Consider the following 23,543-nt stretch of genomic DNA (forward strand, 5'->3'; position numbering starts at 1 on the left):
ATGGTTATTAAATGGGATCGAAAAATCAAAAATAAAGGCAATGCTATTTTATCCGGTTTAGCTGCGTAGCAGCTTAGTAGGCTGATGTCGTTGTGGGGGACTTCGCGAGAAATCTCTGACTCAAAATCTAGCAGCGGTTGGAATTCTGATTCTGGCGGTTGCCAACAGTCGTCTAAAAAGTCAGCGGTGATATCCATATTTGGTAATTGTTAATCGTAGTAGGTCATCGGTGATTCGTCGTAATGGTCTGGGTTTGTTATGTATGTGGGCATTTTTTCCCAAGCATCCATAAAAGATGTTGCAGTGCCTATTTTGTCGTCACTCCTCCAAACAAATTCTCCATTGTCATTTTTATGAATCGACGCGAAGAAGTGACCGTCTTTGAAGGTCAGCGACCCCCACATCTCAAAAACTACGTACCGATCGCCTATTAATTCACCCGTCAGCTTGATGCTGTTGTCGGGTTCGTAGCCGTTGTAGAGATAGCGATACCAAAAGGCTTTGTTTGGAGTGAGCGACATCATTAAAACTCGGATTAACTACTGATAACTTTGACTTCAGCCAAGGAAGAGTCCTGGAGCAAAAATCGCTTATCGAAAGTTAGTCTCTGCGCCACAGGATCGACTCCTAGCGCTTGTAAAAAAAGCTTTAAACTCTCGTAATGTTCGGTTGCTTTTTCAATGTCTTTGAGCAGCGATTTCAACGTGTAGCTCTTGCTTTCTATTTCTACTTCTAAGGCGCTCGCACTTTTCGCTAAACGGTTCTGGGCATCGAGTTCGGCGAGCAGTTCGTCAATCTGAGCTTTCAATAATTCGTAACCTTCGGAAAGATTATCGACTTCGCTGAAAACTTCAACTTTTCCTTTTTTGGAGAGGTTGTCCCACTCGTTTTTTTTGTAAACGGGAATAGAAATCTTGAGAGTAGTCATTGATTTATGCCTGTTAGTTGATTGATGTTTTAAAAAGTTCAGTCACGTGACGGTGACATAAGGAGTGAGGAAGCGATCGCCTACGCCTTGAAAGACGATCGCACTGTTCGGATTCAGAAGGGTGATATGGAACAAAACGCTGTACGCAAGTAGTGGTTTACATAAAATCACCTCCTGACGGTGGAGAACGCCCGCTCAAGTAGCTCGAGCTGCGGGCAAATTTCCTGATGTTGTTCGCCCGATCGCCCGAACCGACAATCATCGGCGGAAAGCTGGGGGGATTGGGCTTAGGCAGTCGGGCGAATATCCCTGTGTCGGGCGGTTCGTCGGTGTCGTTCTGTCTGTTTGGGCGATCGCACCAAGCGTCAAAAGTCGGGATAGAAAAGTTCCAGCACTTGCAAATGTCGGAATGATCGGAGCTGATGGGCAAATGATCGGAGCAATGATCGGAGCTCGCTGGCGCTACCTCCATCACCTTGGCCGGTTCGTACCACTCCCACGGACACGGGGCCCACTCGCAGAAGGAATCGAGGCCGATTTCTATCAGTTCCGGGTGTTGGGTGTCCCAAAGGGTGATCGCCTCGCGGAACTCATCGAGGGTTTCAAAATCATCCGGGTCTGGCGGTTCGTCTGTGACCGGTTCGAGCAAATTGAGTTGCCCGGTTTCTGCCTCTGCCTGGTAGTGAATGTCGCCGAAGTAGGGCGGGTAGGTGGCGAGGAATCTATCAGAGAGTTTGACACCGGGGGGATTTTTTACCACAGATACGATCGCACTTTGGCTCACTTTTGGCTCACTTTCGAGCCGCCCTTTACCGTCGCCTCGGTTGGGAGGTTGTTCGTCGTTGAAGGCTAATTCAGTTGGCTGATGGGGATAAACGATGCGGCCAAACTTGGACTCGATCGGCTCCTGGGGAGGTTCGACCAAACTCTGAAAATAGCTTTCAATCTCAGCATCGTGAGTCTGCCGAAATTCCTCTATGTCGAAGGCATTGGGAATAGTTTCAGTTACTGGTTCGATCGCCTCCTGGACTGGTTCGACAGCGGGGGAAGCTTCCAGCAGTTGCAGCAGCGGGGGCTGTTTATCAACCAGTGCATCAATCCAGTTTTGGCGGCATCGTTTGTCGCCCTCCGGGAGGACGTTGAGCTGCCAGCCGATTTCCTTCAATTCCTTTAAATTCTTCTGTTGGAGACTTTCTAGGGTGTACATAATTTTTTTTGAGAAAGGGCTTGAAAGTACAAGCCCGTCACGGGGTATGCAATGCACTTGTGGGAGACTAAACGCAGAGATTCTGCAAAACCAAATATTCTCTCGGCTAGCCGAATCCCTTTGTTGTGTCTACCAACTCACACTTTAGTGTAACCAGTTCCACCTGTCAACACTTAAATGTGAATACTTAAATGTTAATATGGACAAATCAGAAGATCAGGAGCCTGAAACGTTGAAAACTCTTCGGCAACACTTAGAAATCTCCCAGGAAGAGTTAAGCCGTCGGCTAAACCTTAGTTTTCGGACTGTAGGGGACTGGGAGACGGGTAAAAAAACACCTCGATTTGACAATGCTGCTACGTTGTCCCGTGAGCTGGGGGTTTCATTGAAGACCTTGGCAAATGCAATGCGGATTGATGTCGCGGGAGTTCCTAATGACTACAGCCTGGTTGAACTCAAAGTGATTGCCGCAGAGCTGGGTATAGAAAGAGTGGAAGACTTGCCAGAGAGTTACCAGACTCTGCTGCAAAGACTTCGCAATCAATAGACTAACAAAGTCATGAAGTTTTGGCAGACCGCTTTCAACTTAAATGGCGGCGGTCTGTACATTGCGTTACTAATGACTAATAACTAATGACTAAAGGGCGATCGCACTTATGAACAAAGGTGAACTGGTTGATGCAATTGTAGAAAAGGTTAGCGTGACGAAGAAGCAGGCAGACGCTGTGTTGAGTGCCGCTCTCGAAGCAATCATGGAGACTGTCTCCGGTGGGGACAAGGTAACGCTGGTAGGATTCGGCTCGTTTGAATCCAGGGCGCGGAAAGAGCGCGAGGGGAGAAATCCCAAGACCGGGGAGAAGATGGAAATTCCAGCAACTACAGTTCCAGCATTTTCGGCAGGCAAGCTGTTTAAGGATGCTGTAAGCGGTCAGTAAGACACGTAAGACAAACGCCGATCGGTCGTGAAGGGCGATCGGCTGTTGTCAACAACGCAGCTGCTTAATGACAATTTGCCGATCGGTCGTGAAGGGCGATCGGCTAGACACACACTAAACGGTAAATAGGCATGGAAATTTTCGACATAGATGAAGTTTCACGCGAACTAGAAAACCTCAAGAACCTGCAAGTTTCTTTTGACGGCCACGAAGCGAACGCTCTTATTCTAGCGGTGCAAGCGCTGCACGGCTCCAGCCTAGGAGACTGCAAGGAATTAGCGCCGCTGTTGTGCTGCGCTAAAATTGCCGCCCTCAAGCTGCAAAGATTGTTTGTTCATTGTCCCGCTACTTTTGCTGCTATCGAGCACGGCTGGGGGTTGAGCAGCGGCAAAAACTTACCCCCAGAGACATTCCCTCCTGAAACTTCCTCACTTTGAAACTGTGAAAAGTCACGACGTGCAACGCGCCCTCGCCGAACTCCAAAAAATTGAAGCCGTACAAGTAACCTTGAGCGGTCAAGACATATATTGCCTAATCGTTGCCGCTCAATCTTTAAAAGCCATTCAGCGTCTTCCCCGCGTTGCAAAAACAGCCGAAACAGCCGCAAAAGAACTCTGCAAATCGCTAGATTCACCGCTGGCTCGCGAGTTTTTAGAAGAGGGCTGGGACTTGATAGATGAAGAACTTGCCGACTCCCCAAGCCAACCAAACCTATGACACTAACAGCAGAAGAAAGTCTAGACCGGATGGAAGCAGCGGCGGATCAATTCTATATACTGGCTACCGCTACCGATTGCCACGCATACACTGAATTTGCAGGCTTGCTGCGGGAATACTGCAAGGTTTGCCGCGAGAACTTAGCTCGCGGGATAGACTTCCGAGAACTCAACGGCCACCGCTCGCAGCGGATGGAACTGCAACCTTACGAACTCGATTATTTCAACGAAAAGCTAAATTGCATATTTCAAGGTTTGCTCAGAGTTGAAGGAGTTAGCGGCCATGATTAGCGCTCAACTCTCACTGTTTGACACTGCTGCCGCAGAAGTGGGAAGCCTTTACAAAGCCGGCGACTGGGTGATGCTGCGAAGAAAGCCAGCGATCGCCGCCTGGGTGAAGCGAGGGGAAGTTTACAAGGTTAATCGGGTACACCCGATCGACGGCTCGCTGCAATTCTGGAATCCGCATACAAGCGATTGGGATTTTCTCTATCCCGACGAGGTTAAACTCGCACCCGCACCGCCAGCGGTAGAGGACGCGCCGCCACCGCCCGCCGTTGATTCTCCAACCCCCGCAGAGGTCGCCGTTGGAGAATCAATTTTGCCACCCTGTGAAAGCGATACACTGATTGACTTTGACGCGGTTGGAGAATCAATTTTGCCACCGCCCGCCGTTGATTCTCCAACCCCGGCAGAGGTCGCCGTTGGAGAATCAAGCGGCCCGGTTGGTGACGAGTGTATAGAATCCGACGCGGCGGTATCAACTTACAAAGCACGAGGTACGGCGAGGGCGGGCGAGGCAAAGTATTACCGACTGTCTTACAAGGACGGGGGGAAGGTAAGACAAGTGCATATTCGCGGCGGCAACACCGATTCCCCCATAGCTCAATCAAGAGCCGCCGAAGTGCGATCGCAATTAGCGGCAGGAATTCCCCCCGCCGAGATTGCGGCTATGCTGCGGAACTCTGGCGGCAAAGCGCCGCAACCTTCGTGCGACTGACTCCAGAGACGGCGGCAATTTCCGAATAACTTTTACCCTCCGACCGCAACTGATGTACAAAGGCGATCGCCTTTTCCGACACTCGCGGCCTGCCAAACTTGCGGCCCTTCGCCCGCGCCGCTGCAATGCCCGACTTTACCCGCTCGCGAATCAAATCGCGCTCAAATTCAGCAATTGCCGAAAGTATAGCCGCCATCAACTTACCCTGCGGCGTGTTCAAATCGAGGCCGATGCCCGACAGAGTGACAAGGCTAATTCCCCAGCCGTTCAAATCTTGCAGCGTCCCCAACAAATCGATCGTGCTGCGACTCCATCGGCTCGCCTCAGTCACCAGCACCGCCGAAACTTTCCTCGCCTGGGCAGCGGCCATAATTTTTTTGCGTTCCGGGCGATCGGTTCGAGCACCGCTGGCAGTCTCCCGCACAACTTCTACAACTTCGTACCCGGCGCGATCGGCAAACTCTCTCAAATCTCGCTCTTGCCGATCGCAGTTCTGATCGTCCGTGCTGACTCTGCAATAAATAATTGCGCGTATCAAAAAACCCTCCAGCCCAGGGCCGCGAAAAACCCGATTAAATCGAGGTTAATTTTTATCAAATTGCCGTATCAATTAAGAAGTGCTTTTTGGTATGTCGAGGCAAAACATTTGTATGATTTCATCTAACAATTGCCCCATCGTTAAACCCTTGCGTATCGCTTCATGTCTTAAATAATTCTTGGTATTTGCGTTAACTTCTGTTTGAAGTTTCACACCGCTGTTAGTAACAGTAGCATCAGTAATAGTCGCATTATCATCAATCATTAAAGTTACCAATAAACTTATTCACATTCTAACCTATGCCTTTAGGTATAGTGGCAATAAGTATTTCTACGCCAGCGCTATTTTTTGCCCGTAACTAGGTAGATGCAGCGTTGCGTAAGAATAGTAAACCGTGCATTCTGGGCGGTATCGCTTGTGTTTGCGCTTTTTCCCGAGTACCTCTTCATCTTTCGGTGCGGGAATTGTAGGCTTCGGAGTTCCGATGGGTTGATTCAGTTTCAAGAATTCTGTTTTGATTTCATGTCCTTGAATCTTTAAGACTTCCTTAACAATTCGCACCCCTTCAGCTTCAGATTTGCAAGCAATCTTGAAAGCGTATCCCCTACCCCAATCGTGGTAAACGACTATTTTTGTACCGCGCTCCCATTTGAAGTTTTCTGTAAAAATTGTCTTGATTTGGGCTGAAAGCTTCTTGATGTCCGATTCTTTGATTAACTGGCTGATACCGCTCTTTGCCAGGTTTGAAGAATCAACAAAGTTCATCAAGTCAAAGCTAATTTCTCCTTTCAAGCGAGTGTAACCCGGAGTTACATCAGCAGCCTTCTCGAAAAACCAAAGTTTAACCTCTGGATGTCCGGCTCGCTCAATTCCCTGTTTGCCGCTTTCCTCCTCCGAGTCGCCGCCCTTGATTTTCTTGAGTTCGTACCGAATCAAATCTCGCATGGCATCCAGCAGGGAAGCTTGCAGGGCGATCGCGAATTGATTGCCACTAATTGTCAGCGTGAGAGTGTCAAGCGTTTCTTTACCTACCTTCTTTCTATCCCGCGCGGCTTTCTCAGTAGCGGCCTTGCTTTCTGCTGCTGTCGGCTCTGTGAATTCCAGGTCGTAAACATCAAAGTAGTTGTGTTCGGAAATTATTTGTTCCGATTGACCCTCAATGCGAGTAGGAGGGTTAACCCGCTTGAGCCTATTTCTGACTTTTCTCTCGGCTGTCATTAGCGGTACTCAAAAACTAGAAATTCTGAAAATCCTTCTCCAAAACCTTCGATCGTGCCTTCTAAAAAGTTACCCAGCGCGGCATTATCCTCTTGGATTGTTTCTACTAACTGATCGACTTGCTGGCGAATAACCCAAGGTTTGCCACCTTGTTCTCCCCAACTTGCAATCATCTTGTCAACCCATGGAATTCCGGATTTCAGTTCTCTCTTGACCCACTGCCTGAAGTTGATGTAGCCCATGGAAAATAGAGCTCGCTTGGCAAAGCGGTAAAACGCCCAACCGAGTCCCGACAATTCCTCTAAAATTTCCTCTGCAATTTCGTTATCGCCGTTGTCGTCAAGTTCCAAAAACATCGTCGCAGTTGCTCTGATATTTATCCGCAGTTTTGGCGTTTCCTTGCGGTTGACAATGAACCCTGCCAGCGATCGCCCTAACGCTTCTCCCGCAACACCCGCCAAACCGCCAAAAGCTGCATTAATTTCAGCGAGTATGGCGGCATCGGTTTTATTGAAATCAAAATCGTAAATCTGAGAGCCAAAACTTACCGCCGCGCCCAGCACTGAGCTACCAACGGCTGCGAGAGTAAGCCCGCCAACTCCGATCGCGCTAGCAATAGCACTGATACCCGCCACTACGCCACCAACAACGACGCCACCGATTAAAATCACCGCGCCAACTCCGGCTGCAACTGCGATCGGATCTTCTTTTAGCCAACTTTTGAACAAATTCCAATCACCGCGCAAAATAGCAGCGCCTAACTCTTTAGCGCCCTCGATCATGTTTTTAGCTAAATTCTTAAGATTGATAAGCCCTTTATCTAGCCAAGCCTTCATGCTTGAGCCAATATCTGAAAAAAAGTTACCTAATGGCAAGCCAAGTTTTACGGCCAAACTGGTGTTATTTAAAGTAATGCCCGGTTGTTCCTGTGTTTGTGTTGCCATTGATTACACCAATTTTTTAAGGTTTAAATTAGACGAAACTTTTTTGAGCTTGCGCTTACTGGGAATTGAATCCTTGGTAATGCGACACTGTTCGTATTCGGCGTTATACTGTTTCTCAAAGTTTTTGAAATTGCCAACCCCGACAGCACGATTAATGTTCTCTCTGTCGAGTGCTCGTTCGACTCGCATATTTTCGACAGTCTCTGTCACTTTCGCTTTGATAAATGCTTTCATCGCTGCCTGGTTTGGCTTGTTTAAATTAATCGCCATTTACTTACCCATAAACTTCTGGAACATCTCAAACAAGGTCGGAGATTTAGGATGTATTTCTTCTTTTACTATTGGGTTCTTTCGAGTGCGTAACAGACCGGACAACAACTTTTCTGTACTGATATCAGTATTTAAATCAAGTTGCTGATTGGATTTTTTAGGGTCAAAGCCTTTAGTGTTTTCTCCTTCTAACACCAGATTGTAAGAAGTTTCGACTTCCCCTTTAGTCCGTTTTGTAGGAATCCCAATAAGGTCGATCACGCAGTCAAGCTTATAAGACAAATCAGCAACAGCCACCATCAACTGGGTTACTGTAACCCCCGTGCGGATATCCATATTTGTGCCAATGTTGCCATCATCGACAATTTCATAAAGCATTTTTGTCACGGCTTCAGCCCATCCAGTCGCTGACAAATATCGCTCGTTAATTTTCTGATCACCTTCTTTGACGGCATCCGCATCTTGAATATCAATTTGCGGACTAACGATTGTATTGTGAGCAATCGCCTGAAACATTTTCTGGAAAAGATGATAATAATTTTCGGCGTCCACAGTTTTACCCGGCTCGCATCCCGGCGCTAGTAAATAAGTAGGAACCGGAAATTTCTTTTTCTTGAAAAAGTCAACGTGCAGCACATCCTTTAAATCTTCGAGAGTGTCGAGGATTTCTTCACAGCAATCATTCATATGTGGGGGGACTCCAGGTTTTAGAAAAGGTTGTACCGTTTTAGGTTTAGGGTTGAGAGGGATAAAAGCAGTAGGGATGTAAAAGTAAAAAGATTTAGCGCCTGTATATCGATTTGCCAAACCGTAAACAATCTCTGTTTCGTTATTTTTTTTGTTAAGTTCAATGAAATTTTTTATATCTTTAACCTTTCCAAAAAACCCTGCAACAAACCACCAAATAAATGTGTACTGAGGATACTTTTGCGAATTAACCACTGAAGCATTTCCAAAATTTCCCGATGTTGTATACGTCACGCTATTGTGAATAGCCGTATCTCTTTCATAAGTGTAATTAGTGGCACCATTCGGGTTTTTAGTAGAAACCAGTTTAAAAGGCAAAGAAGTGGCGATCCTGTCCTTTTCTTTTATGTCGGAAACTGTTCTAATAGTTGTGTTGTTGTACGTTGGATTATCTATGCGACCCCATTGATAGTAAGTTTCGCGCATATTGTAAATAACCCACCCCACCTCTTCTGTATCGGGTAAGTTTATTCCACCATCGGGCCCGAGTTCTGGTGGCGGCTCTGGTAATTCTGGTTCTGGTTCCGGTTCTAGTTCGCATCCCGGGTCGGGATAAGTATGGGAAGCAACTTCTATCCCCATTATTTTTTTAGTTTCAGTCACCACACAATCGCGGGCTTCTACAATTAGCTCAAATCCGCCCAAGCTGTAGTGAATTTTTCCTCCTTCACGACCCCAAGTAATGCTTTGACCGGCGATGCTAACAGTAATTGCACCGCCGTAATCGTTTGTTATTCCTAATCCCCCTACTTTAAAATCAATTCCTAAATCCCAAATCCCCTCACTATCAATGGAACCTTGGGCTTTATTTTTGCCAATATTGCCCTCTGCCGAAATAGTTCCTTCGGCTGATGCAGTGGCTTGCGTTATCCCGCTTCTAATAGCTCCCATTGTTATTTGTTTTAATTAATGTGTAAGCCAAACGGATGTGCAAAAGGCAAAATTGACAATAAGATTTTCATTTTGCAATTGTCCGGCCAATTACGATGTGTATGCAATAAATATGCGCGCAGGCTTAGAAATAATACTTTCCGAATTGTTAGCTACGTTAACAATGGACAAAGTGAAATCATCAGGGATATCCCACGTGAATTGCCGACCGGGATTGAAAGTGTAATTGTTTGGTATCCACGCGTCGCCCGTCCAATTGATCATGACGAGAATTGCTATTATTTTTTGAGAGGATACACCGTGCGAAATTTGGACGTATCCGCCTTGAGAATTTGGAGATGTTGCGTTAATTATCTTTACTTTTAAAGGAGTGTCTCCCAAAGTTGTAAATCCATTAAAAATCTTGTTTCCGTCAACTTGCTCATCTTCAGTTTTGCTGACTTTAGTAGCTAAAACATTAGTTACGTTGGCCGCAAAGTTAGCATCGTTGTTCAAAGTTGCAGCTAATTCTACTAACGTGTTAAGCGCCCCAGGCGCGCCGCCAACTAAATCAGTAATTGCTTGATCGAGCATTGCCGGCGTTGCAAATTTTGATTGAGCGATTGTCTCAACGGTTCCAGTCGTTGCATTTCTGCCCAACAATACGTTTGCAGGCAAGTCAATTAACCGGCCGTTAACAGCTAGCTCTAGCATCGCCATGCGATCGCGCAACTGGTCAATCACATCATTTTTTTTTGAATCAAGCTGGCTAACTTCAACCCGCAGGGCTGCCTTAATCGAAAGGCGATCGCCCGCAGCGGGCAAGGTGACTTTGTAAACCGGGTCGCTGATAAATTGGATGCCGATTTGGGTAGTCTTGCCAAAAATGTCTAGAGTCCCTTGACTCAGGTACGGCACTATATCTAGCGTGTTGGCGCGGTTGCCGTAATTTTGGATAACTTCGGTATTTTTCCAAACCCACGGGTCGGAGGCTGAATCGCGCACAAAAATCATTAACTGGCATTTGGGATACTGCCCGTTAAGCGAAGAAATTTCGGCAACCTTATCGGCAAGAGTGCTGCTGCGCTTGAGGGCCGGCGCGGGAGTCTGTATCCCCAAGCTCGGCAGGTGATAGGTCATCACCAACTGTTCAAGGTAGATTTCGGCCCCGCAGTTTTCCCAAGATAAATGTGCTGTTTCGGCAGCGGGCAAACCCAACGTCGCGATGTAACCAGCTATCGCAGTTTTGATGGGCGAAACCAAAGCATTGGTATCCAATACTGTTTGGATGGTGCTGTCATTTCTAAGCGGCTCAAAAGTTCGAGAAAAAGTGTAACCAGGCATTTTTTAAGTTAGGAGATATTCGGCCGGTGTAAGAGTTACGCCCGTGTCGGTAATCACTCGCGCAAAAGGCATTGTGAAACTACCGTTAAGAGTGCCGCTACTGGCGTTAATAGAAGCACTAACATTTTTGATTTTGTTAGGGTTTTTAGCGTCGTTATTTTGATAGCTCAGTATCAGCGCCAGCACTTGCAAGAAATAATCTAAGGCATTGGTTGCAATAAATGTTCCTCCTTCCCCAGCATTGAAAGTTCCAGATAAAAAACTTTCTGTTTTGCCGACAAAACTTAAACCCATTCCCGTGAATTTAACAGGCATTGTAAAATCACCTGTAAATATCAAGGTGTCGCTGTCGTAATTACCAGAAACATAACTGGTAGTGTTGCCGTTGGCTAGTTCTAATTCTTGGAAATATTCAATTAACTGGCAAAATTGTTTTTCTGCACTAATGCCTTTGATAGTGGCATTAACGCCAACTGTAACAACAGTCATAATAGCCTACAAGCCTTACGCGGTGGTGTTTTCACTATAGCGCAAAATTCTTACAGACCTATATATCTGAATTTTCAATATAAGAAAAAAGCGCTTAAAAAAGAGCCAGACTAAAAGCGTACAACTACACATAAAAACTTTTATGACTAGATACGCCGATATCAATAGAGCAGAGGAATTAATGGCAGCCAAGGCTAAGCTTGAGGCTTGGCGGAAACTTGACGCCGTAGCAAAAAAAGCGGCATATGCAGCGGCACGTCTTGGACTCAAAATAAACGTTGGTTGGACGTGGGGATATATTAAATCGTTCGGCGAAACCGGCAATTTCTTTTGGGAAGCTAGATTACTGGCTGTACCAACGGCAGCACCGAAACCTGATAAGGAAGAAAACAACAACACTTTAGTTACTAACGTTCGCACTGCTGTTGTTAACGCCGGAGCTGCGTTAGTAGACAAGCCTGTTACTGCCAACGTTGTTATTAAAAGAGCTCGAAAAATAGAATTAGCTCGCGTTCTTTGCACTCAACCAAAAGCTCAAACTAAAGACACTGTTAGCCGCACTACGGGTAAACCTTACACACTTGTAGAAAGTGATACAGTAAGTTGTGCTTTTGGTCAAACAACAGGCGCAGATTCGGAAAAAGCTGTACAAGATGGTATTCGTACCGCATTGAACTTGACTCAACCTACAGCTCGAATTTCGTTTAAACCTCAAGGATACGTAGGTTAATTAATAATGTCTAATCTTGACTCTAAATCTTTATGGTTGCCTGGCATGGAAGAGTCGATGATATTTATGCCAGAAGAAATAGAAGATCTGCTGTGCATTTTACCTAACAGCGATGCAACGGAAACAGAGCAAGATGCGGCATTATTGGTTAATAAATCGTCTTGCAAACTTTTAAGTAATGAAATAGAAGTTGATACCTATATGGACATTCTCGACTCTGTAGGTATCGATCCTATATTTCATATGCAGCGCGCTTCGTGGGTTGTTTCTAATTTAAATCTATGAGCTTGTTAGTCGAGCTGGACAACGCTCAAAACTGGATTCAAAGCGATTCGCAATCTTTTAGCGGCAACCCAATACCTGATTATGTACCGCCTTATCAATTTGAGAAGCACATCCTTGCTGTTTATGTAACAAATCCCGAGCCTGATCAGAATTGGCGATTTGGTGGATTTCTCAATCAAAAAATTAGATTAGGGGTTGGACCTTCTCAAGGAGCCGAATCTGTTAGTAGTCGTAAACTGTGGTTGAAACGTACTCAATTATTTATTTTCCCTAAGCTCACAACTACGTACACCCTCAATTTTTCTTTTCCTTACTGGTTTAATCAAGCCAATATTACTATCTGGGAATATTGGGGGCCAGAAGCCGATACTATAACAAATGCCATTGGCTCAGTACATAGCAGTGTTTTGCGTAGCGAAAACAAAATTAACCTGTTACTTGACTTGCATTCTCAGTGAAAAATTTAATAGAAAATGCTTCGTTTGTCGGAACGCTTTTGACATCTCTAGTTAGTCTAGTTGTGTTGTGGAACGTGACGCGGGCCGTCTTAATACGATTAGCAAATATTCAGCGCAAAATCACGCTTCTTCGCAGCTTGTTTATCAGTTTGCGCGGTGAATTGCGCGCCCTGCAAAAATTCTTGAAAACCAATCACGGATATCACACCAGAGAAGATATTCAAGACGTGCAGGAGGATTTGTTGCAACAGTACGACAATAATGACACGGGTTTTTAAATGGATAAATACTCGTATCGATTCACGATTGCTTCGCTAAATGTATCCGTCATCATGCTAGTTGGCGCGGGGACAGTTTTGGTATTTCAAAAAGAAAACGCTACCGCGCTTATCCCATTTTTAGCGCCAATTCTGACACTATTAGGCGGCTTGCTAGTTTCCCCCCCAAAGTCACAGTCAAATGACTATAGACAAAGCTAAAAAACTTTTAGAAGCCGTCAACCCTAGTAAATCTCAGTTGGTGGATTGCTTAGAAGATTTGTGCAAAGAGTACGGATACATACAGGGGATGACTATTGCGACTTTGCGCGATTTACTGTCAGGACGGAAAACACTCGCAGAAATTCAAAATCTAATCGACCAAATTAAACATAAAATAAAATGCACAAACTAATTTTTACAATGAACTTAGCTCAATCATCAGAGCTGATTTATGGAAATTTGCAATTAATTTATCCGGACGGGCAAGTGATCGACTATGTAGCTACTTCAGGCTGTGCCGATTACCAACGCCCTGGTGACCAGTGGATAAGAGGCAAGGGCCCCATTCCCGCAGGCGAATATGAAATTCCAACCGAGCCGTACTATCTCGAAACTCGCGGCGTAGAGGGCGATTTTTTCCACATCACGCCCGACCCGGTGGTTTCTGATAAGGGCGTTCGAGCTGAGCTGGGTTTGCACTTTGACGCTAACTATCCAGGTAGCGCCGGCTGTGTGGTGCTGAAAAATTGGGAAGGATGGCGGCGTTTGTGCGATCGGCTCGCGTCGATTGCCGATTTGGGCGTAAAGTCTTTGCCGCTGACTGTGAAGTATTGAAATGCTGGGCGGCTAGATGCCCGCGCTCTAGTATTCAGCGCATTTCCCCAGCCACCAAAATTCTATCATTGCTGGGGATTCGGTTTAGAAGACTCGTAAATAACTTTCTTGGTATCTTCCTTTGGCTGCTGTGCATCAAGAGCAATCTCTGCGCTTCGCTCAACAGATTTGACTGAAGATGGCAATTTGCGATCGGGCCTTGGTTTGGCAAGTGGAGATACCTCCGCAGAAATGGCAGGTTTCGGTGTTGGTGTCGGCGTTTTCACAGTCTCCGGCTTCAGTGTCGGCGCTGCCGAAAGCGGTGACGGCTTAGCGGTTGGAGAGGATACTAGCGGAGCGGTTGGGGCCGGAAGCGCCACTGAAACTTCCTGAGACGGAGGGGGTGCGGTGACGCCAACAAGTACAAACGAAGCCGCCATCAACCCGCCGTACATCGCGATCGATCGCTTGCGGGTTGGTGCGCCCACCCATTTCGGATTAACAATACCCAGAAAGAAGGCAGGTATCGACAATAGAAAGCTTAAGACGAAAAAATTAAACATCGCAACTTTTAACAGTAAAAAAGAGAAGTAATCCAGGACGCAGAAACCGGGTTTCTTTTCCCAAAATCCGAGGTGAAGCACGAAGGATATTTGTTTAAACAACCCGATTTCTTTAATTTATGTGCGTAAGTCCTGAGAAGTTAACTTCCTTATTTATCAGCAGGCAACTCACAAATCCGTAGGATTTACTTCGTAAATATAACCCTAGACACCGGACGCTGGTAAAACTCGGTTGGTGAGTGTATTTTTCCTTACTAAACCCACGATTTTTTTCTACAGTTCGCGAGCGCACTCCGACGCCTATAAACCGGGGTTTTTAATTGCAGTAAATGAGTAGAACCAAGTATTTTTATTAAAAAACTACGTTTCTCGCCCCAACCGGGCGTAAGTCCTGGTAAAATTTCTCGTGATGCTGGCAGAAAAGTGAGATGCATACCCAGCTACGTTCAGCGCAAAGGTGCGCTTACCCTAAATTCTGGCCATTCAGTTGAGGCCAGCAGCCCCGAGGAAACTGGTTGCGGCGGCTTAGGTGCTGTAACTCCAAGCAAAAGGAACGAAACTGCCATCACTCCGCCGTACAAGGCAGCCGATCGCTTGCGATTTCCCTGTCCCACCCATTGAGGATTTAGCAGACCCAGACAAAAAGCCGGCGTTGAAAACATGAAAGTTAATACAAACAAGCTGGACATCAGGCACCTCCGACTCGCAAACTGCAGCGATCAATTACTGTTCTCTCCACTTAACATCTCAAAAAATCCGCTAAAAAAAGTTATAATTTAGAATTTATGACTTTGGACTTATTGCCTCTTATTAAACAATAATAAAACTGCTTAAATCTCTTACTTTAGATAGTGGTTTAAAAAAATAAGAGCTTTTTACAGAACCCGAAAATTCAGCTTAAAATAGAAACTAAATTCCTCACTCAAAATATGAAAGTCCGCTTTAACGTAGTCCGCCAAAATCAAAACGAGGCTCCCCGGGTTCACACTTACACCCTAGACGTTGAAGAGAGCAATACTATCCTCGACTGCCTCAACAGTATTAAGTGGGAACACGACGGCACTTTAGCTTTTCGCAAAAATTGTCGCAATACAATTTGCGGCAGTTGTTCTATGCGAATTAACGGTCGAGCGGCATTAGCTTGCAAAGAAAATGTCGCCAGCGAACTCGCAAGACTGCAAAAAATAGCGGATTCCAGCTCAGCAGAAAAGCCGGCCGATTTCATCCCAGAAATCACCGTCGCCCCAATGGGAAATATGCCGGTAATTAAAGATTTGGTTGTTGACATGACCAGTTTTTGGGACAACCTAGAAGCAGTTGAACCCTATGTGAGCACAGCCTCGCGAGCAATTCCAGAACGCGAATTTCTGCAAACTCCAGAAGAGCGATCGAAACTCGACCAAACTGGCAACTGCATCCTCTGCGGCGCTTGCTATTCGGAGTGCAACGCCCGCGAAGTCAACCAGGAATTTGTCGGCCCCCACGCCCTCGCCAAAGCTTACCGCACGATCGCCGACTCGCGCGACAGCGAAACCGAAAATCGGATCGAAAAATACAACGAAGGCACCGCAGGCGTCTGGGGATGCACCCGCTGTTATTACTGCAACTCGGTTTGCCCGATGGAAGTCGCGCCGATGGATCAAATTGGTAAGATTAAACAAGAGATTCTCGATCGCAAAGACGACCAAGCAAGTCGATCAATCCGCCACCGCAAAGTTTTAATCGATCTCGTCAAAGAAGGCGGCTGGATAGACGAGCGCAAATTTGGCATCGAAGTAGTAGGAAACTACTTCCGCGACGTTAAAGGTTTGCTGAGTCTGGGCCCCTTGGGTTTGAGAATGATCGCTCGCGGCAAGTTCCCACTGTTCTTTGAACCTTCAGAAGGTACTGAAACCGTGCGAAATCTGATCGAATCGGTTCAAAGTTTAGAAAAGTCAGCAGATTAGTGATCGGCTGTCATTTTCCTGGTAAATTACAAGTTGTGCGATCGCAAAGCTTCCCAAAAGTCATTACTCAAAACTCAAAACTCAAAACTTTTAAATGACTGCTAAAACTCCTCCCTCCCCAAAACCGACAACCCCAAATACCCCAAAACCAGAACCAGCCTTTGGGTGGAATGCCTATGCAGAACAAATCAACGGCAGATTTGCGATGGTGGGATTCGTGGGACTTTTGCTGCTAGAATTCTTCACCCGCCAGGATTTTTTTACCTGGCTGGGTTTTCGTTAAATTAATCTAAATCAAGAAGGGAAGTTGAAAATTTATAGCTCTTTCAACTTCCCTTCTACTTTTAAGAGTTATTTAAAATACAGTTTATCAAATAAAAAATGCAAAATTATGACTTTTCTAGTTTCAGATAACACATGAATGTACCAAAGTCGATCGCGCTTACTGGTAGTGCGATCGTCCTAGCATCATGCGGAAATGGATCTTCCGCCTTACTCTCCGAACCGCAACCGGGAAACAGTGGACGAACATTTGCTGATTGGTGTCGCCAGCGGGCTTCTTTGATTCCTGAAGCTAAACATACTGTCGAGGTGCTGTTGAAGAAAGCAGGGACTACTGAGTGCGATGCGGCAGAGCGAGAACTTTTCAGTCTCACGAAACTTGCCCTCGATAAAAATCAAATCAGCGACATCAAACCATTGCAATCCTTGATTAACCTGACCGAGCTAAACCTCAACAACAATAAAATCAGCGACATCAAACTATTGCAATCCTTGATTAACCTGACCGAGCTAAACCTCAACAACAATAAAATCAGCGACATCAAACCGCTAGAACCCTTGACTAAACTAACTCATCTCTATCTCAGCGACAATCAAATCAGCGACCTCAAACCATTGCAATCCTTGACTAATCTGACTGAACTCGACCTCTACGGCAATAAAATCAGCGACATCAAACCGCTAGAATCGTTGACTAAACTGACTCATCTCTATCTCAGCGACAATCAAATCAGCGAAATCAAACCATTGCAATCCTTGACTAATCTGACTGAACTCGACCTCTACGGTAATCAAATCAACGACATCAAACCATTACAATCCTTGACTAACCTGACTGCGCTCTACCTCTACGACAATCAAATCAATGACATCAAACCGCTAGAATCCCTGACTAACCTGACTGCGCTCAACCTCAGCAAAAATCAAATCAACAACATCAAACCGCTAGAATCCTTGACTAATCTGACTGGACTCTACCTCCACAACAATCAAATCAGCGACATCAAAGCCTTGCAATCGTTAACTAACCTGACTCAGCTCTACCTCTACAACAATCAAATCAGCGACATCAAAGCCTTGCAATCGTTAACTAACCTGACCGATCTCTTCCTCAGCGGAAATCCGATCGCTCCCAAAACTTGCCCTCTCAAGCCAGAGTTTATCTGTGATTGGGAACGCAGAAATTAAATGCCAAAACTTTAGACTTCCGAAAATTAGAAGTACAAGATTATGACATTTATAGGTGCAGACAAACACATGAATTTACTGCATCGGTATCGAAAACAGGGTGTTGTAGAAGTAATTCGGTCGATCGCAGTTACTTGTAGTGCGATCGTCCTTAAATTATAGGGACACGGCAATGCCGTGCCCTGACTCCGAAGTTTCGTTCAAACTAATTTCGAGTTGTTTCACGGACGGTCAAACTGTACTTGCCTCTACCTTTTGGAGGCGGATCGTAAGCATTGACAATGACGCGATAGCGACCGTTGGCAGACAAGGTAACAGTAAGCTCTGAATTGGAATTTTGCTGCGTTGCATCATCATTTTCTCCAAGTAGCTCGCCCTGGGAGTTAAAAATAGCGAGATAAGTATCAAATTCGCTACTTTCTACGGTAATAATCACTTTTTGACCCTGAGTGCCTTCAAAGGTATACTCGTCGTACAAACTGCTGTCCGAGGGCAGTACAGAAGACTTAGCAGGGCTGAGTTCTCCGTTTTGCTCTAAAATGACTTTAGATGAACCCGCATCAGGACTCGGTGGAGGTTCTACAGTGGGGCTCTGAGTTGGCGAACTTTGTGGTGATGGCGACGGGTTGGGACTTGCTTGAGCTAAAACACCCTTTTCAGCAGGCTTCGCATCAGTTAAATTTTGAGGAAATTCTGCGGAAATCAGGGTGGAACTGCTGTTAGCAACACCTGAATTTGAAAGTGACAAGGACAGAGCCGGCTTGCCAGAAAAAGTAGCTACCAGAGCAATTGGCGCGATCGCCCAAAATCTAACTTGACGCATGAATTACCTCGGTTTGCAACGAAGAAGGAAGTTCGGCAACGGATTCTGTAACGGATTTAACGGATGTAGGAAGGAAGTTCGGCAACGGATTCTGTAACGAATTTAACGGATGTAGGAAGCAAGTTCGGCAACGGATTCTGTAACGGATTTAATGGATGCACGTAAGCAGGAAGCAGGAAGCAGAATAATTCGACTAATTACCAATTCCCGATTACCAATTACCTTTTTCCCAATTTTCACCGGACAGTTAGAGTGTAACGGCCCCTGCCAGAAGCATCGTAAGCATTGACAATTACGCGATAGCGACCCGTAGCGGGCAAAGTAACGGTCAGAAACGCATTTTTAGTCGAATCGCTCTCATCGTCATTTTCTGCCACTAATCGGCCGTTAGGGTCAAAGATAGCGACATAGGGATCGAAATCTGTACTTTCGAGGGAAATGGCTACAGACTGACCCGATCGACCTTCAAAAGTATACTCGCGATACAGACTGTTGTCAGACGGCAATACTGGGCCGCCTGCGACTAAAGCGCCTTCTTCTTGCAAAATCGCCCGAGAAGGCGCGGTAGGAGCACTCGCTTTCAGTTGTAACGTATAAGCCCCTGACTGCTTAGCTTGGTATGAATTTGCCACTAACGTGTAAGTCCCGTCTGCTGGCAGCCTGACTGTAATTCTGGCGTCTTTACTGCCTGCCCCGTCATCGTCTTGCGCGATTTCGCGCTGGTTGGGCCCGAGCAAAATTAAATAAGGGTCAATTTCTTGACTTTTCATTTCTATTGTGATTTGCTGGCCCGCTTTTCCCTCAAAGGAGTAGAGGTCAAAAAAGCTGTTGTCGGTGGGCAGAACGCTAGACTTGTCGGTGAGGAGGCCGCTAACGGCGGGCCCGTTTAACGCAACTTTTTGAGGTGATTTGTTGCCACCAAAGGGCGATCGAGCTTGAGCCACGCGGGGGGCTCGCCCTTCTCGCACGGCTGTCAGGAAAGCTGGTACTTTGTCTGCTGAAATTGCAAAACCGATACCGATACTGCCACCGCCCCGACCGCGAGTAAAAATAGAAGTATTGACGCCGATTAATTCTCCTGAACTGTTGAGAAGAGGGCCTCCTGAATTGCCGGGATTGATGGCGGCGTCGGTTTGAATTAAGCCCCGCTGCTGGTCGATGCGGCTGACGATTCCGACTGTAAAAGTACCTTGAAATTGACCGAATGGATTGCCGATCGCAAATGCTTGTTGCCCGACTTTCACCGAACCGGGACGGGCTAAAGGAATGGTGGGCAAATTGTTTTGACCGCGAATCTTCACCACGGCTAAGTCTAGACCTTCTTCACCGAATCCGATGACATCGGCGACCAGTTTTCTGCCGTCTGACAAAATGATATTGACGGTACCGCCGGCGGACACAACGTGGGCGTTGGTTAACACCATGCCGTCGGGGCTGATAATTGTGCCACTGCCGTTAGATTTATCTGTATCGACTGTAACAACCGCCGGACTGGCCTTTTCGTAGACTCGAATATTGGTTTGTTCTTCGACATTTTGGGCGATCGCGCCCTGGGAATGCACCGAGTTAAATTCCGTTAAATCTGTTGATTGCCGCACAGGGGATGTCGTAACAACCGCAGTAGCGCTGGTTGCAACCCCAACCGTTAAAATTCCCGATACTGCTAAACTTAGAAGTTTGAAATTCATGGCGATCGATTTAGTATTTAGCGATCGGTAGCTAGGAATTAGGTTTTGTGGCTAACCGCTAACTACCTTCTCTAATTATTTTAGGACTTGCACCACGGTAGTGACCTGCCTCACGCCGGTTCTCCCATTCGGGAATCTGAATCAGCGGCTAAATACTTAAAATTAGCTTCTCGTAGCGCAGCGTCCTCATTGCCGTAGAAAAAAGACAGCAAAGCAAAGCGCTGACCACTAATCACGGCAGTGGCTTCATGCAGCAAAGAACACGAAAAAATAATCGCCGTGCCAGAATCGCCTTTATAACCGTGCGGCGCGTACTCTGGAAACCGTAAAAATCCCCCCGTGTACTCTCCCACATTCAAGTTTAGCGTCATAGCAAACCTACGGTGCAACGTAGCTTTGCTAGTGTTGTCGCGGTGCGGCCGAAAATAACCGCCGCTGTCAGCATCGTAACAACCTATCAAATACCGTTCAAACCTGGTAATTGTAAACTGAAAAGCTTTCTCTACTTCCGGCCGCACCCGGCGCAGAATAATCGCATTCAATTGTCGCTGGAAATCCTCGTCTTGAATAAAGAAATCTCGGCGCTTCTTAAAAGTGTCGTCGTGCAGGCCAACTGTTTTCCCGCCTATTTGTCTCATAAAGCCGGAAGGACTGCCACCGTGACTTTTGTACATATCTATTAAACTGCGGCAAGATGCTTTGTCCAAAACGTTAGGAATTACCAACACCGGGGCGTGGCGAGTGGCCGCTCGGGCTTCCTCAATGGGGGGCAAAGTTTTGAGAAAATCTAATACTTGTTGGGCGTGTTGGTGCGGTTCGCCCATGGGCAAAATATTAATTACCTGAAGGTTTTCGTTGAGAACAAAAGTTTGTGGTGCATAGTGAACTCCGGCAACTCCATTTTCTTCGACATCTCGGAAAACAGCGTACTGCTGACTGACTTTTTTATCTAAGTCCCAGAAAAAGATGAATGACGGAGCAATTGTTGTTGGTCTGTTTAGTTCTTTGTCTGCTGGGTCAACGCTGACTCCGAACCTCGGTACTTGCAAGCTTCGGAATTCTTCTGAGAGCTCTTGAAAGCTTTTGAGGATAACTTGGATTTGTTCAAAAGCTGCGCTGGCAAAGAAAAACAGGACGACTCGCCGGCCGCCAACAGTCGGGAAATGAAATAAGGGGTTATTTGTAGAAGGAATGGAAAACCAGGGAGCCGGATCTCCTATTTCGAGTAATGGCATCTTGCTGATTTAAGATTGGGGATTTTATATTTAGATTATTATGCTGTCGATTAGTTCCACAAATTCGGTATGTCAAAATAATTTAAAAAAAAATTAGCTTTTATATCATTTCCGGTTACACCGCAATGATGTTGACTGTTGACTGTTGACTCGAATTTACTATTCCGATGCTAACGGATTTGATATTATTTGTGTATATCTCCGTTGGTTTGGGGTTTCACCCTCGAAATTTAGAGTCTTTTTAATCACTTTCATATCTGAGAATAAGTAGATGGGCATCAATAAACGCAACTTATTTTTTTGCCTGCGGGCACGAGAAAAGTTTAGTTTCACCCATCTACTTAGTGTTTGCCTATTTGTCGAAACTGGGGGAATTATCCGGTTGGTCTTCCGGGTATTCTACAGGTCGATACTCCACGTAATCTGACGGCGGTGCTTCCACGTCGCGGTTGCTGGGGCGAGACCTGGATGATTCCGTAGGACGGGGTTTTTTGGTTCTCGGCGGCGTATCGGAACTGCGGTTTTCCGAAGCCGGGGGGCGACTGCTGCGGCTGCGGGTCGGTCTTTCTTCGGGGTTGTCTGAAACGTCCCAGTTGTCAGACTCTTGGGCAGGCGGGGCTTCTGGGCGAGAGGGACGTTTGCGAGACGACGATCGATCCGGCGACTCAGGCCTGGAGGTGTTAACGCTGCCGTTGCGATTCGAGGGGCGGCGGCGGGGTTCGTCGTCGTAGGCTTCCCGGGACGAACGGTAGTCTTGGCTGCCTCTAATCCGGGGACGCTGCGGATAGTCTTCCTCTGGTTCTAGCTGTTCCATGTCGGCATCGTAGCCGTCGTAACCGTAGGCGTTGCTGACCGGTCGGTCTTCATCTATGTATTGGGCGCGAGTTTTGGCTTGGGCTGTGGTCGCTCCTCGCAATTTAATGCTTTCTGCTGCAAAAAATATGGCGGAACCGGTGAGCAGAAATTGACCGAATGCCAGAATTGGGTCAAGCCGCCATCCTTGAAATAACAGAATACCGCCGCACAGCAGGCCGACTGCTGCAAAAAAAATATCGTGGTCTCGGGCTAGTTTGGGACGCCACGATCGCAGAAAATACAGTCCTGCCCCTGCTACTGCTAGGATGATCCCTAACAGGCTGCTCCAGTTCAATCCTAAATTGACCATTAGCCTATCTCCTATGTCTTTCCTATGTTAGCGAGTTAGATTTTACATCTATCATTAAGTCTGTCAGCCCGACTGTGCTTTCTGGGGCAGCGTCCGGTCAGGGTTTCAGCTTGGGAAGTGAGTATAATAATGAGTTTAACGGGAAAAAACCTCAGCTTGGCAGTCAACTGAAGGTTTTGCCTTGACAGTTGCTGGCAGCCGAGGTTTCTCGAATCGGGGAAATGCCCGACTTGTAGCCCACAATTGACTTACAGCGCCGGACTTAGAAACCCGCTGACTTTTTAGGTGCGCTTGATTTTGTCTTTTTGGCTGATGAAGATCAGGGCGATCGTTGCTGGAATCACTACCACTGTCACGCCCACCAGCAGGCTGTACAAAAAGTTCGCGAGAGAAGGAGTCATAGATTCAAAGCCTTTGTTACAACAATTTGATTTTTATTAATTTTATACTTTCGATCGCACCTGTCAAACGGTTAAAATTATGAATGGCAGACTTAACAAAACTTAAAATTTCGAGATAAGACCCATGACTGGTATTACCGTTGCAAGTTGGATTCTGGGCTCTGTCCTAGTCGTGATGACTTTGCTGTTTATTTTTCGGATCGTCCTGACTTGGTATCCCGAGGTGAACCTGAGCAAGTTGCCGTTGAGTCTGATTGCTTGGCCGACGGAACCTTTTTTAGCCGTAACTAGAAAGATTGTACCGCCGATCGGCGGGGTGGACATTACGCCGATTATTTGGGTGGGTATCTGTAGCTTGTTGCGAGAAATGATTCTCGGTCAGCAAGGAATCCTGACAATGATGATGTAAGAGTCAGTTGGCGGGCATCGGGCATCGGGCATCGGGCATCGGGCATCGGGCATCGGGCATGGATTAGTTGCCACCAACTGCCAACTGACTA

Annotated in this window: 35 protein-coding genes; 16 read left to right on the top strand and 19 right to left on the bottom strand. The window is 46.4% G+C overall.

Annotated features, from left to right (window positions below):
* The 4 genes from QUA25_RS24570 to QUA25_RS24585 all read right to left on the bottom strand — a co-directional run.
* On the bottom strand, nt 1-197 hold a 197-nt coding region (locus QUA25_RS24570; protein WP_333041878.1), incomplete at its 3' end, for a hypothetical protein.
* 12 nt (nt 198-209) lie between these two features.
* Nucleotides 210-524, bottom strand: a complete 315-nt coding sequence (locus QUA25_RS24575; protein ID WP_333041880.1) for a hypothetical protein — start codon at nt 522-524, stop codon at nt 210-212.
* Between the two features lie 11 nt (nt 525-535).
* Nucleotides 536-928, bottom strand: coding sequence for a hypothetical protein (locus QUA25_RS24580; protein WP_333041882.1), 393 nt, complete (start codon nt 926-928; stop codon nt 536-538).
* Nucleotides 929-1,085: 157 nt separating this feature from the next.
* On the bottom strand, nt 1,086-2,135 hold the full coding sequence (locus QUA25_RS24585; protein WP_333041884.1) for a hypothetical protein: 1,050 nt from the start codon (nt 2,133-2,135) through the stop codon (nt 1,086-1,088).
* 199 nt (nt 2,136-2,334) lie between these two features.
* Between QUA25_RS24585 and QUA25_RS24590 the strand changes: the two genes are divergently transcribed.
* The 6 genes from QUA25_RS24590 to QUA25_RS24615 all read left to right on the top strand — a co-directional run bounded on the left by QUA25_RS24590 (nt 2,335) and on the right by QUA25_RS24615 (nt 4,786).
* On the top strand, nt 2,335-2,682 hold the full coding sequence (locus tag QUA25_RS24590) for a helix-turn-helix transcriptional regulator (RefSeq protein WP_333041886.1): 348 nt from the start codon (nt 2,335-2,337) through the stop codon (nt 2,680-2,682).
* Between the two features lie 109 nt (nt 2,683-2,791).
* A complete protein-coding gene (locus tag QUA25_RS24595; RefSeq protein WP_333041887.1) occupies nt 2,792-3,070 on the top strand; it encodes an HU family DNA-binding protein in 279 nt (92 codons plus the stop codon).
* A 131-nt stretch (nt 3,071-3,201) separates the two neighbouring features.
* Nucleotides 3,202-3,507: a hypothetical protein gene (locus tag QUA25_RS24600; protein ID WP_333041889.1), complete on the top strand. Its 306-nt coding sequence runs from the start codon at nt 3,202-3,204 to the stop codon at nt 3,505-3,507.
* 4 nt (nt 3,508-3,511) lie between these two features.
* Nucleotides 3,512-3,787: a hypothetical protein gene (locus QUA25_RS24605; protein WP_333041890.1), complete on the top strand. Its 276-nt coding sequence runs from the start codon at nt 3,512-3,514 to the stop codon at nt 3,785-3,787.
* The gene (locus tag QUA25_RS24610) at nt 3,784-4,077 is read left to right on the top strand and encodes a hypothetical protein (protein ID WP_333041891.1); all 294 of its coding nucleotides are present in this window, start codon (nt 3,784-3,786) and stop codon (nt 4,075-4,077) included. Before QUA25_RS24605 ends, QUA25_RS24610 begins: the two co-directional genes overlap by 4 nt.
* Nucleotides 4,070-4,786, top strand: a complete 717-nt coding sequence (locus QUA25_RS24615) for a hypothetical protein (RefSeq protein WP_333041892.1) — start codon at nt 4,070-4,072, stop codon at nt 4,784-4,786. Before QUA25_RS24610 ends, QUA25_RS24615 begins: the two co-directional genes overlap by 8 nt.
* Here the strand turns inward: QUA25_RS24615 and QUA25_RS24620 are convergent.
* The 8 genes from QUA25_RS24620 to QUA25_RS24655 all read right to left on the bottom strand — a co-directional run bounded on the left by QUA25_RS24620 (nt 4,737) and on the right by QUA25_RS24655 (nt 11,206).
* Nucleotides 4,737-5,324 carry a recombinase family protein gene (locus tag QUA25_RS24620; protein WP_333041894.1) on the bottom strand — a complete coding sequence of 196 codons (588 nt, stop codon included), beginning with the start codon at nt 5,322-5,324 and terminating at the stop codon, nt 4,737-4,739. The two genes, QUA25_RS24615 and QUA25_RS24620, sit on opposite strands and share 50 nt — an antisense overlap.
* Nucleotides 5,325-5,396: 72 nt before the next feature.
* Entirely contained in the window at nt 5,397-5,588 is a 192-nt protein-coding gene (locus tag QUA25_RS24625; protein ID WP_333041895.1) for a hypothetical protein, read from the bottom strand.
* 66 nt (nt 5,589-5,654) lie between these two features.
* Nucleotides 5,655-6,542 (bottom strand): hypothetical protein, encoded by an 888-nt coding sequence (locus QUA25_RS24630; protein ID WP_333041896.1) that lies wholly within the window; start codon nt 6,540-6,542, stop codon nt 5,655-5,657.
* A complete protein-coding gene (locus QUA25_RS24635; protein ID WP_333041898.1) occupies nt 6,542-7,486 on the bottom strand; it encodes a hypothetical protein in 945 nt (314 codons plus the stop codon). The genes QUA25_RS24630 and QUA25_RS24635 overlap by 1 nt, the downstream gene beginning before the upstream one ends.
* A gap of 3 nt (nt 7,487-7,489) precedes the next feature.
* Nucleotides 7,490-7,756 (bottom strand): hypothetical protein, encoded by a 267-nt coding sequence (locus QUA25_RS24640; protein ID WP_333041900.1) that lies wholly within the window; start codon nt 7,754-7,756, stop codon nt 7,490-7,492.
* Nucleotides 7,757-9,394: a hypothetical protein gene (locus QUA25_RS24645; protein WP_333041901.1), complete on the bottom strand. Its 1,638-nt coding sequence runs from the start codon at nt 9,392-9,394 to the stop codon at nt 7,757-7,759.
* A gap of 90 nt (nt 9,395-9,484) precedes the next feature.
* Nucleotides 9,485-10,717 (bottom strand): hypothetical protein, encoded by a 1,233-nt coding sequence (locus QUA25_RS24650; protein WP_333041903.1) that lies wholly within the window; start codon nt 10,715-10,717, stop codon nt 9,485-9,487.
* 3 nt (nt 10,718-10,720) lie between these two features.
* Nucleotides 10,721-11,206 (bottom strand): hypothetical protein, encoded by a 486-nt coding sequence (locus QUA25_RS24655; protein WP_333041905.1) that lies wholly within the window; start codon nt 11,204-11,206, stop codon nt 10,721-10,723.
* Between the two features lie 142 nt (nt 11,207-11,348).
* Between QUA25_RS24655 and QUA25_RS24660 the strand changes: the two genes are divergently transcribed.
* The 6 genes from QUA25_RS24660 (at nt 11,349) to QUA25_RS24685 (ending at nt 13,773) form a co-directional block, all read left to right on the top strand.
* A complete protein-coding gene (locus tag QUA25_RS24660) occupies nt 11,349-11,936 on the top strand; it encodes a hypothetical protein (RefSeq protein WP_333041906.1) in 588 nt (195 codons plus the stop codon).
* 6 nt (nt 11,937-11,942) lie between these two features.
* Nucleotides 11,943-12,221 (top strand): hypothetical protein, encoded by a 279-nt coding sequence (locus tag QUA25_RS24665; RefSeq protein ID WP_333041907.1) that lies wholly within the window; start codon nt 11,943-11,945, stop codon nt 12,219-12,221.
* Nucleotides 12,218-12,679, top strand: a complete 462-nt coding sequence (locus QUA25_RS24670; RefSeq protein WP_333041908.1) for a hypothetical protein — start codon at nt 12,218-12,220, stop codon at nt 12,677-12,679. The genes QUA25_RS24665 and QUA25_RS24670 overlap by 4 nt, the downstream gene beginning before the upstream one ends.
* Complete coding sequence (locus tag QUA25_RS24675; RefSeq protein WP_333041910.1) at nt 12,676-12,957, top strand: hypothetical protein; 282 nt, start codon at nt 12,676-12,678, stop codon at nt 12,955-12,957. Before QUA25_RS24670 ends, QUA25_RS24675 begins: the two co-directional genes overlap by 4 nt.
* A 181-nt stretch (nt 12,958-13,138) precedes the next feature.
* Nucleotides 13,139-13,351 (top strand): hypothetical protein, encoded by a 213-nt coding sequence (locus QUA25_RS24680; RefSeq protein ID WP_333041912.1) that lies wholly within the window; start codon nt 13,139-13,141, stop codon nt 13,349-13,351.
* On the top strand, nt 13,339-13,773 hold the full coding sequence (locus QUA25_RS24685; protein ID WP_333041914.1) for a hypothetical protein: 435 nt from the start codon (nt 13,339-13,341) through the stop codon (nt 13,771-13,773). Before QUA25_RS24680 ends, QUA25_RS24685 begins: the two co-directional genes overlap by 13 nt.
* Nucleotides 13,774-13,838: 65 nt before the next feature.
* Here QUA25_RS24685 and QUA25_RS24690 read toward each other — a convergent pair whose 3' ends face one another.
* Nucleotides 13,839-14,315 (bottom strand): hypothetical protein, encoded by a 477-nt coding sequence (locus QUA25_RS24690; RefSeq protein ID WP_333041915.1) that lies wholly within the window; start codon nt 14,313-14,315, stop codon nt 13,839-13,841.
* A 446-nt stretch (nt 14,316-14,761) separates the two neighbouring features.
* The gene (locus tag QUA25_RS24695; RefSeq protein ID WP_333041917.1) at nt 14,762-15,004 is read right to left on the bottom strand and encodes a hypothetical protein; all 243 of its coding nucleotides are present in this window, start codon (nt 15,002-15,004) and stop codon (nt 14,762-14,764) included.
* A gap of 240 nt (nt 15,005-15,244) precedes the next feature.
* On the opposite strand from QUA25_RS24695, the gene QUA25_RS24700 reads away from it, so the two are divergent.
* From QUA25_RS24700 to QUA25_RS24710, 3 genes are all read left to right on the top strand, one after another.
* Entirely contained in the window at nt 15,245-16,261 is a 1,017-nt protein-coding gene (locus QUA25_RS24700; protein WP_333041919.1) for a succinate dehydrogenase/fumarate reductase iron-sulfur subunit, read from the top strand.
* 94 nt (nt 16,262-16,355) lie between these two features.
* Nucleotides 16,356-16,544, top strand: coding sequence for a chlorophyll a/b-binding protein (locus QUA25_RS24705; protein WP_006634850.1), 189 nt, complete (start codon nt 16,356-16,358; stop codon nt 16,542-16,544).
* 134 nt (nt 16,545-16,678) lie between these two features.
* Nucleotides 16,679-17,731, top strand: coding sequence for a leucine-rich repeat domain-containing protein (locus tag QUA25_RS24710; protein ID WP_333041922.1), 1,053 nt, complete (start codon nt 16,679-16,681; stop codon nt 17,729-17,731).
* Between the two features lie 205 nt (nt 17,732-17,936).
* Here QUA25_RS24710 and QUA25_RS24715 read toward each other — a convergent pair whose 3' ends face one another.
* The 5 genes from QUA25_RS24715 to psbX all read right to left on the bottom strand — a co-directional run bounded on the left by QUA25_RS24715 (nt 17,937) and on the right by psbX (nt 23,043).
* On the bottom strand, nt 17,937-18,554 hold the full coding sequence (locus QUA25_RS24715; RefSeq protein ID WP_333041924.1) for a pre-peptidase C-terminal domain-containing protein: 618 nt from the start codon (nt 18,552-18,554) through the stop codon (nt 17,937-17,939).
* A gap of 236 nt (nt 18,555-18,790) precedes the next feature.
* Nucleotides 18,791-20,242, bottom strand: a complete 1,452-nt coding sequence (locus QUA25_RS24720; RefSeq protein ID WP_333041926.1) for a DVUA0089 family protein — start codon at nt 20,240-20,242, stop codon at nt 18,791-18,793.
* 110 nt (nt 20,243-20,352) lie between these two features.
* Complete coding sequence (locus tag QUA25_RS24725) at nt 20,353-21,477, bottom strand: redoxin domain-containing protein (protein WP_333041928.1); 1,125 nt, start codon at nt 21,475-21,477, stop codon at nt 20,353-20,355.
* A gap of 352 nt (nt 21,478-21,829) precedes the next feature.
* Nucleotides 21,830-22,642: a Ycf66 family protein gene (locus QUA25_RS24730; protein WP_333041931.1), complete on the bottom strand. Its 813-nt coding sequence runs from the start codon at nt 22,640-22,642 to the stop codon at nt 21,830-21,832.
* A gap of 281 nt (nt 22,643-22,923) precedes the next feature.
* Nucleotides 22,924-23,043, bottom strand: coding sequence for a photosystem II reaction center X protein (gene psbX, locus QUA25_RS24735; protein ID WP_333041933.1), 120 nt, complete (start codon nt 23,041-23,043; stop codon nt 22,924-22,926).
* Nucleotides 23,044-23,167: 124 nt separating this feature from the next.
* Between psbX and QUA25_RS24740 the strand changes: the two genes are divergently transcribed.
* Nucleotides 23,168-23,452, top strand: coding sequence for a YggT family protein (locus QUA25_RS24740; protein WP_190736140.1), 285 nt, complete (start codon nt 23,168-23,170; stop codon nt 23,450-23,452).
* Nucleotides 23,453-23,543 lie beyond the last annotated feature (91 nt).

It is taken from the genome of Microcoleus sp. Pol17C6, assembly GCF_036701145.1.
Lineage (GTDB): Bacteria > Cyanobacteriota > Cyanobacteriia > Cyanobacteriales > Microcoleaceae > Microcoleus.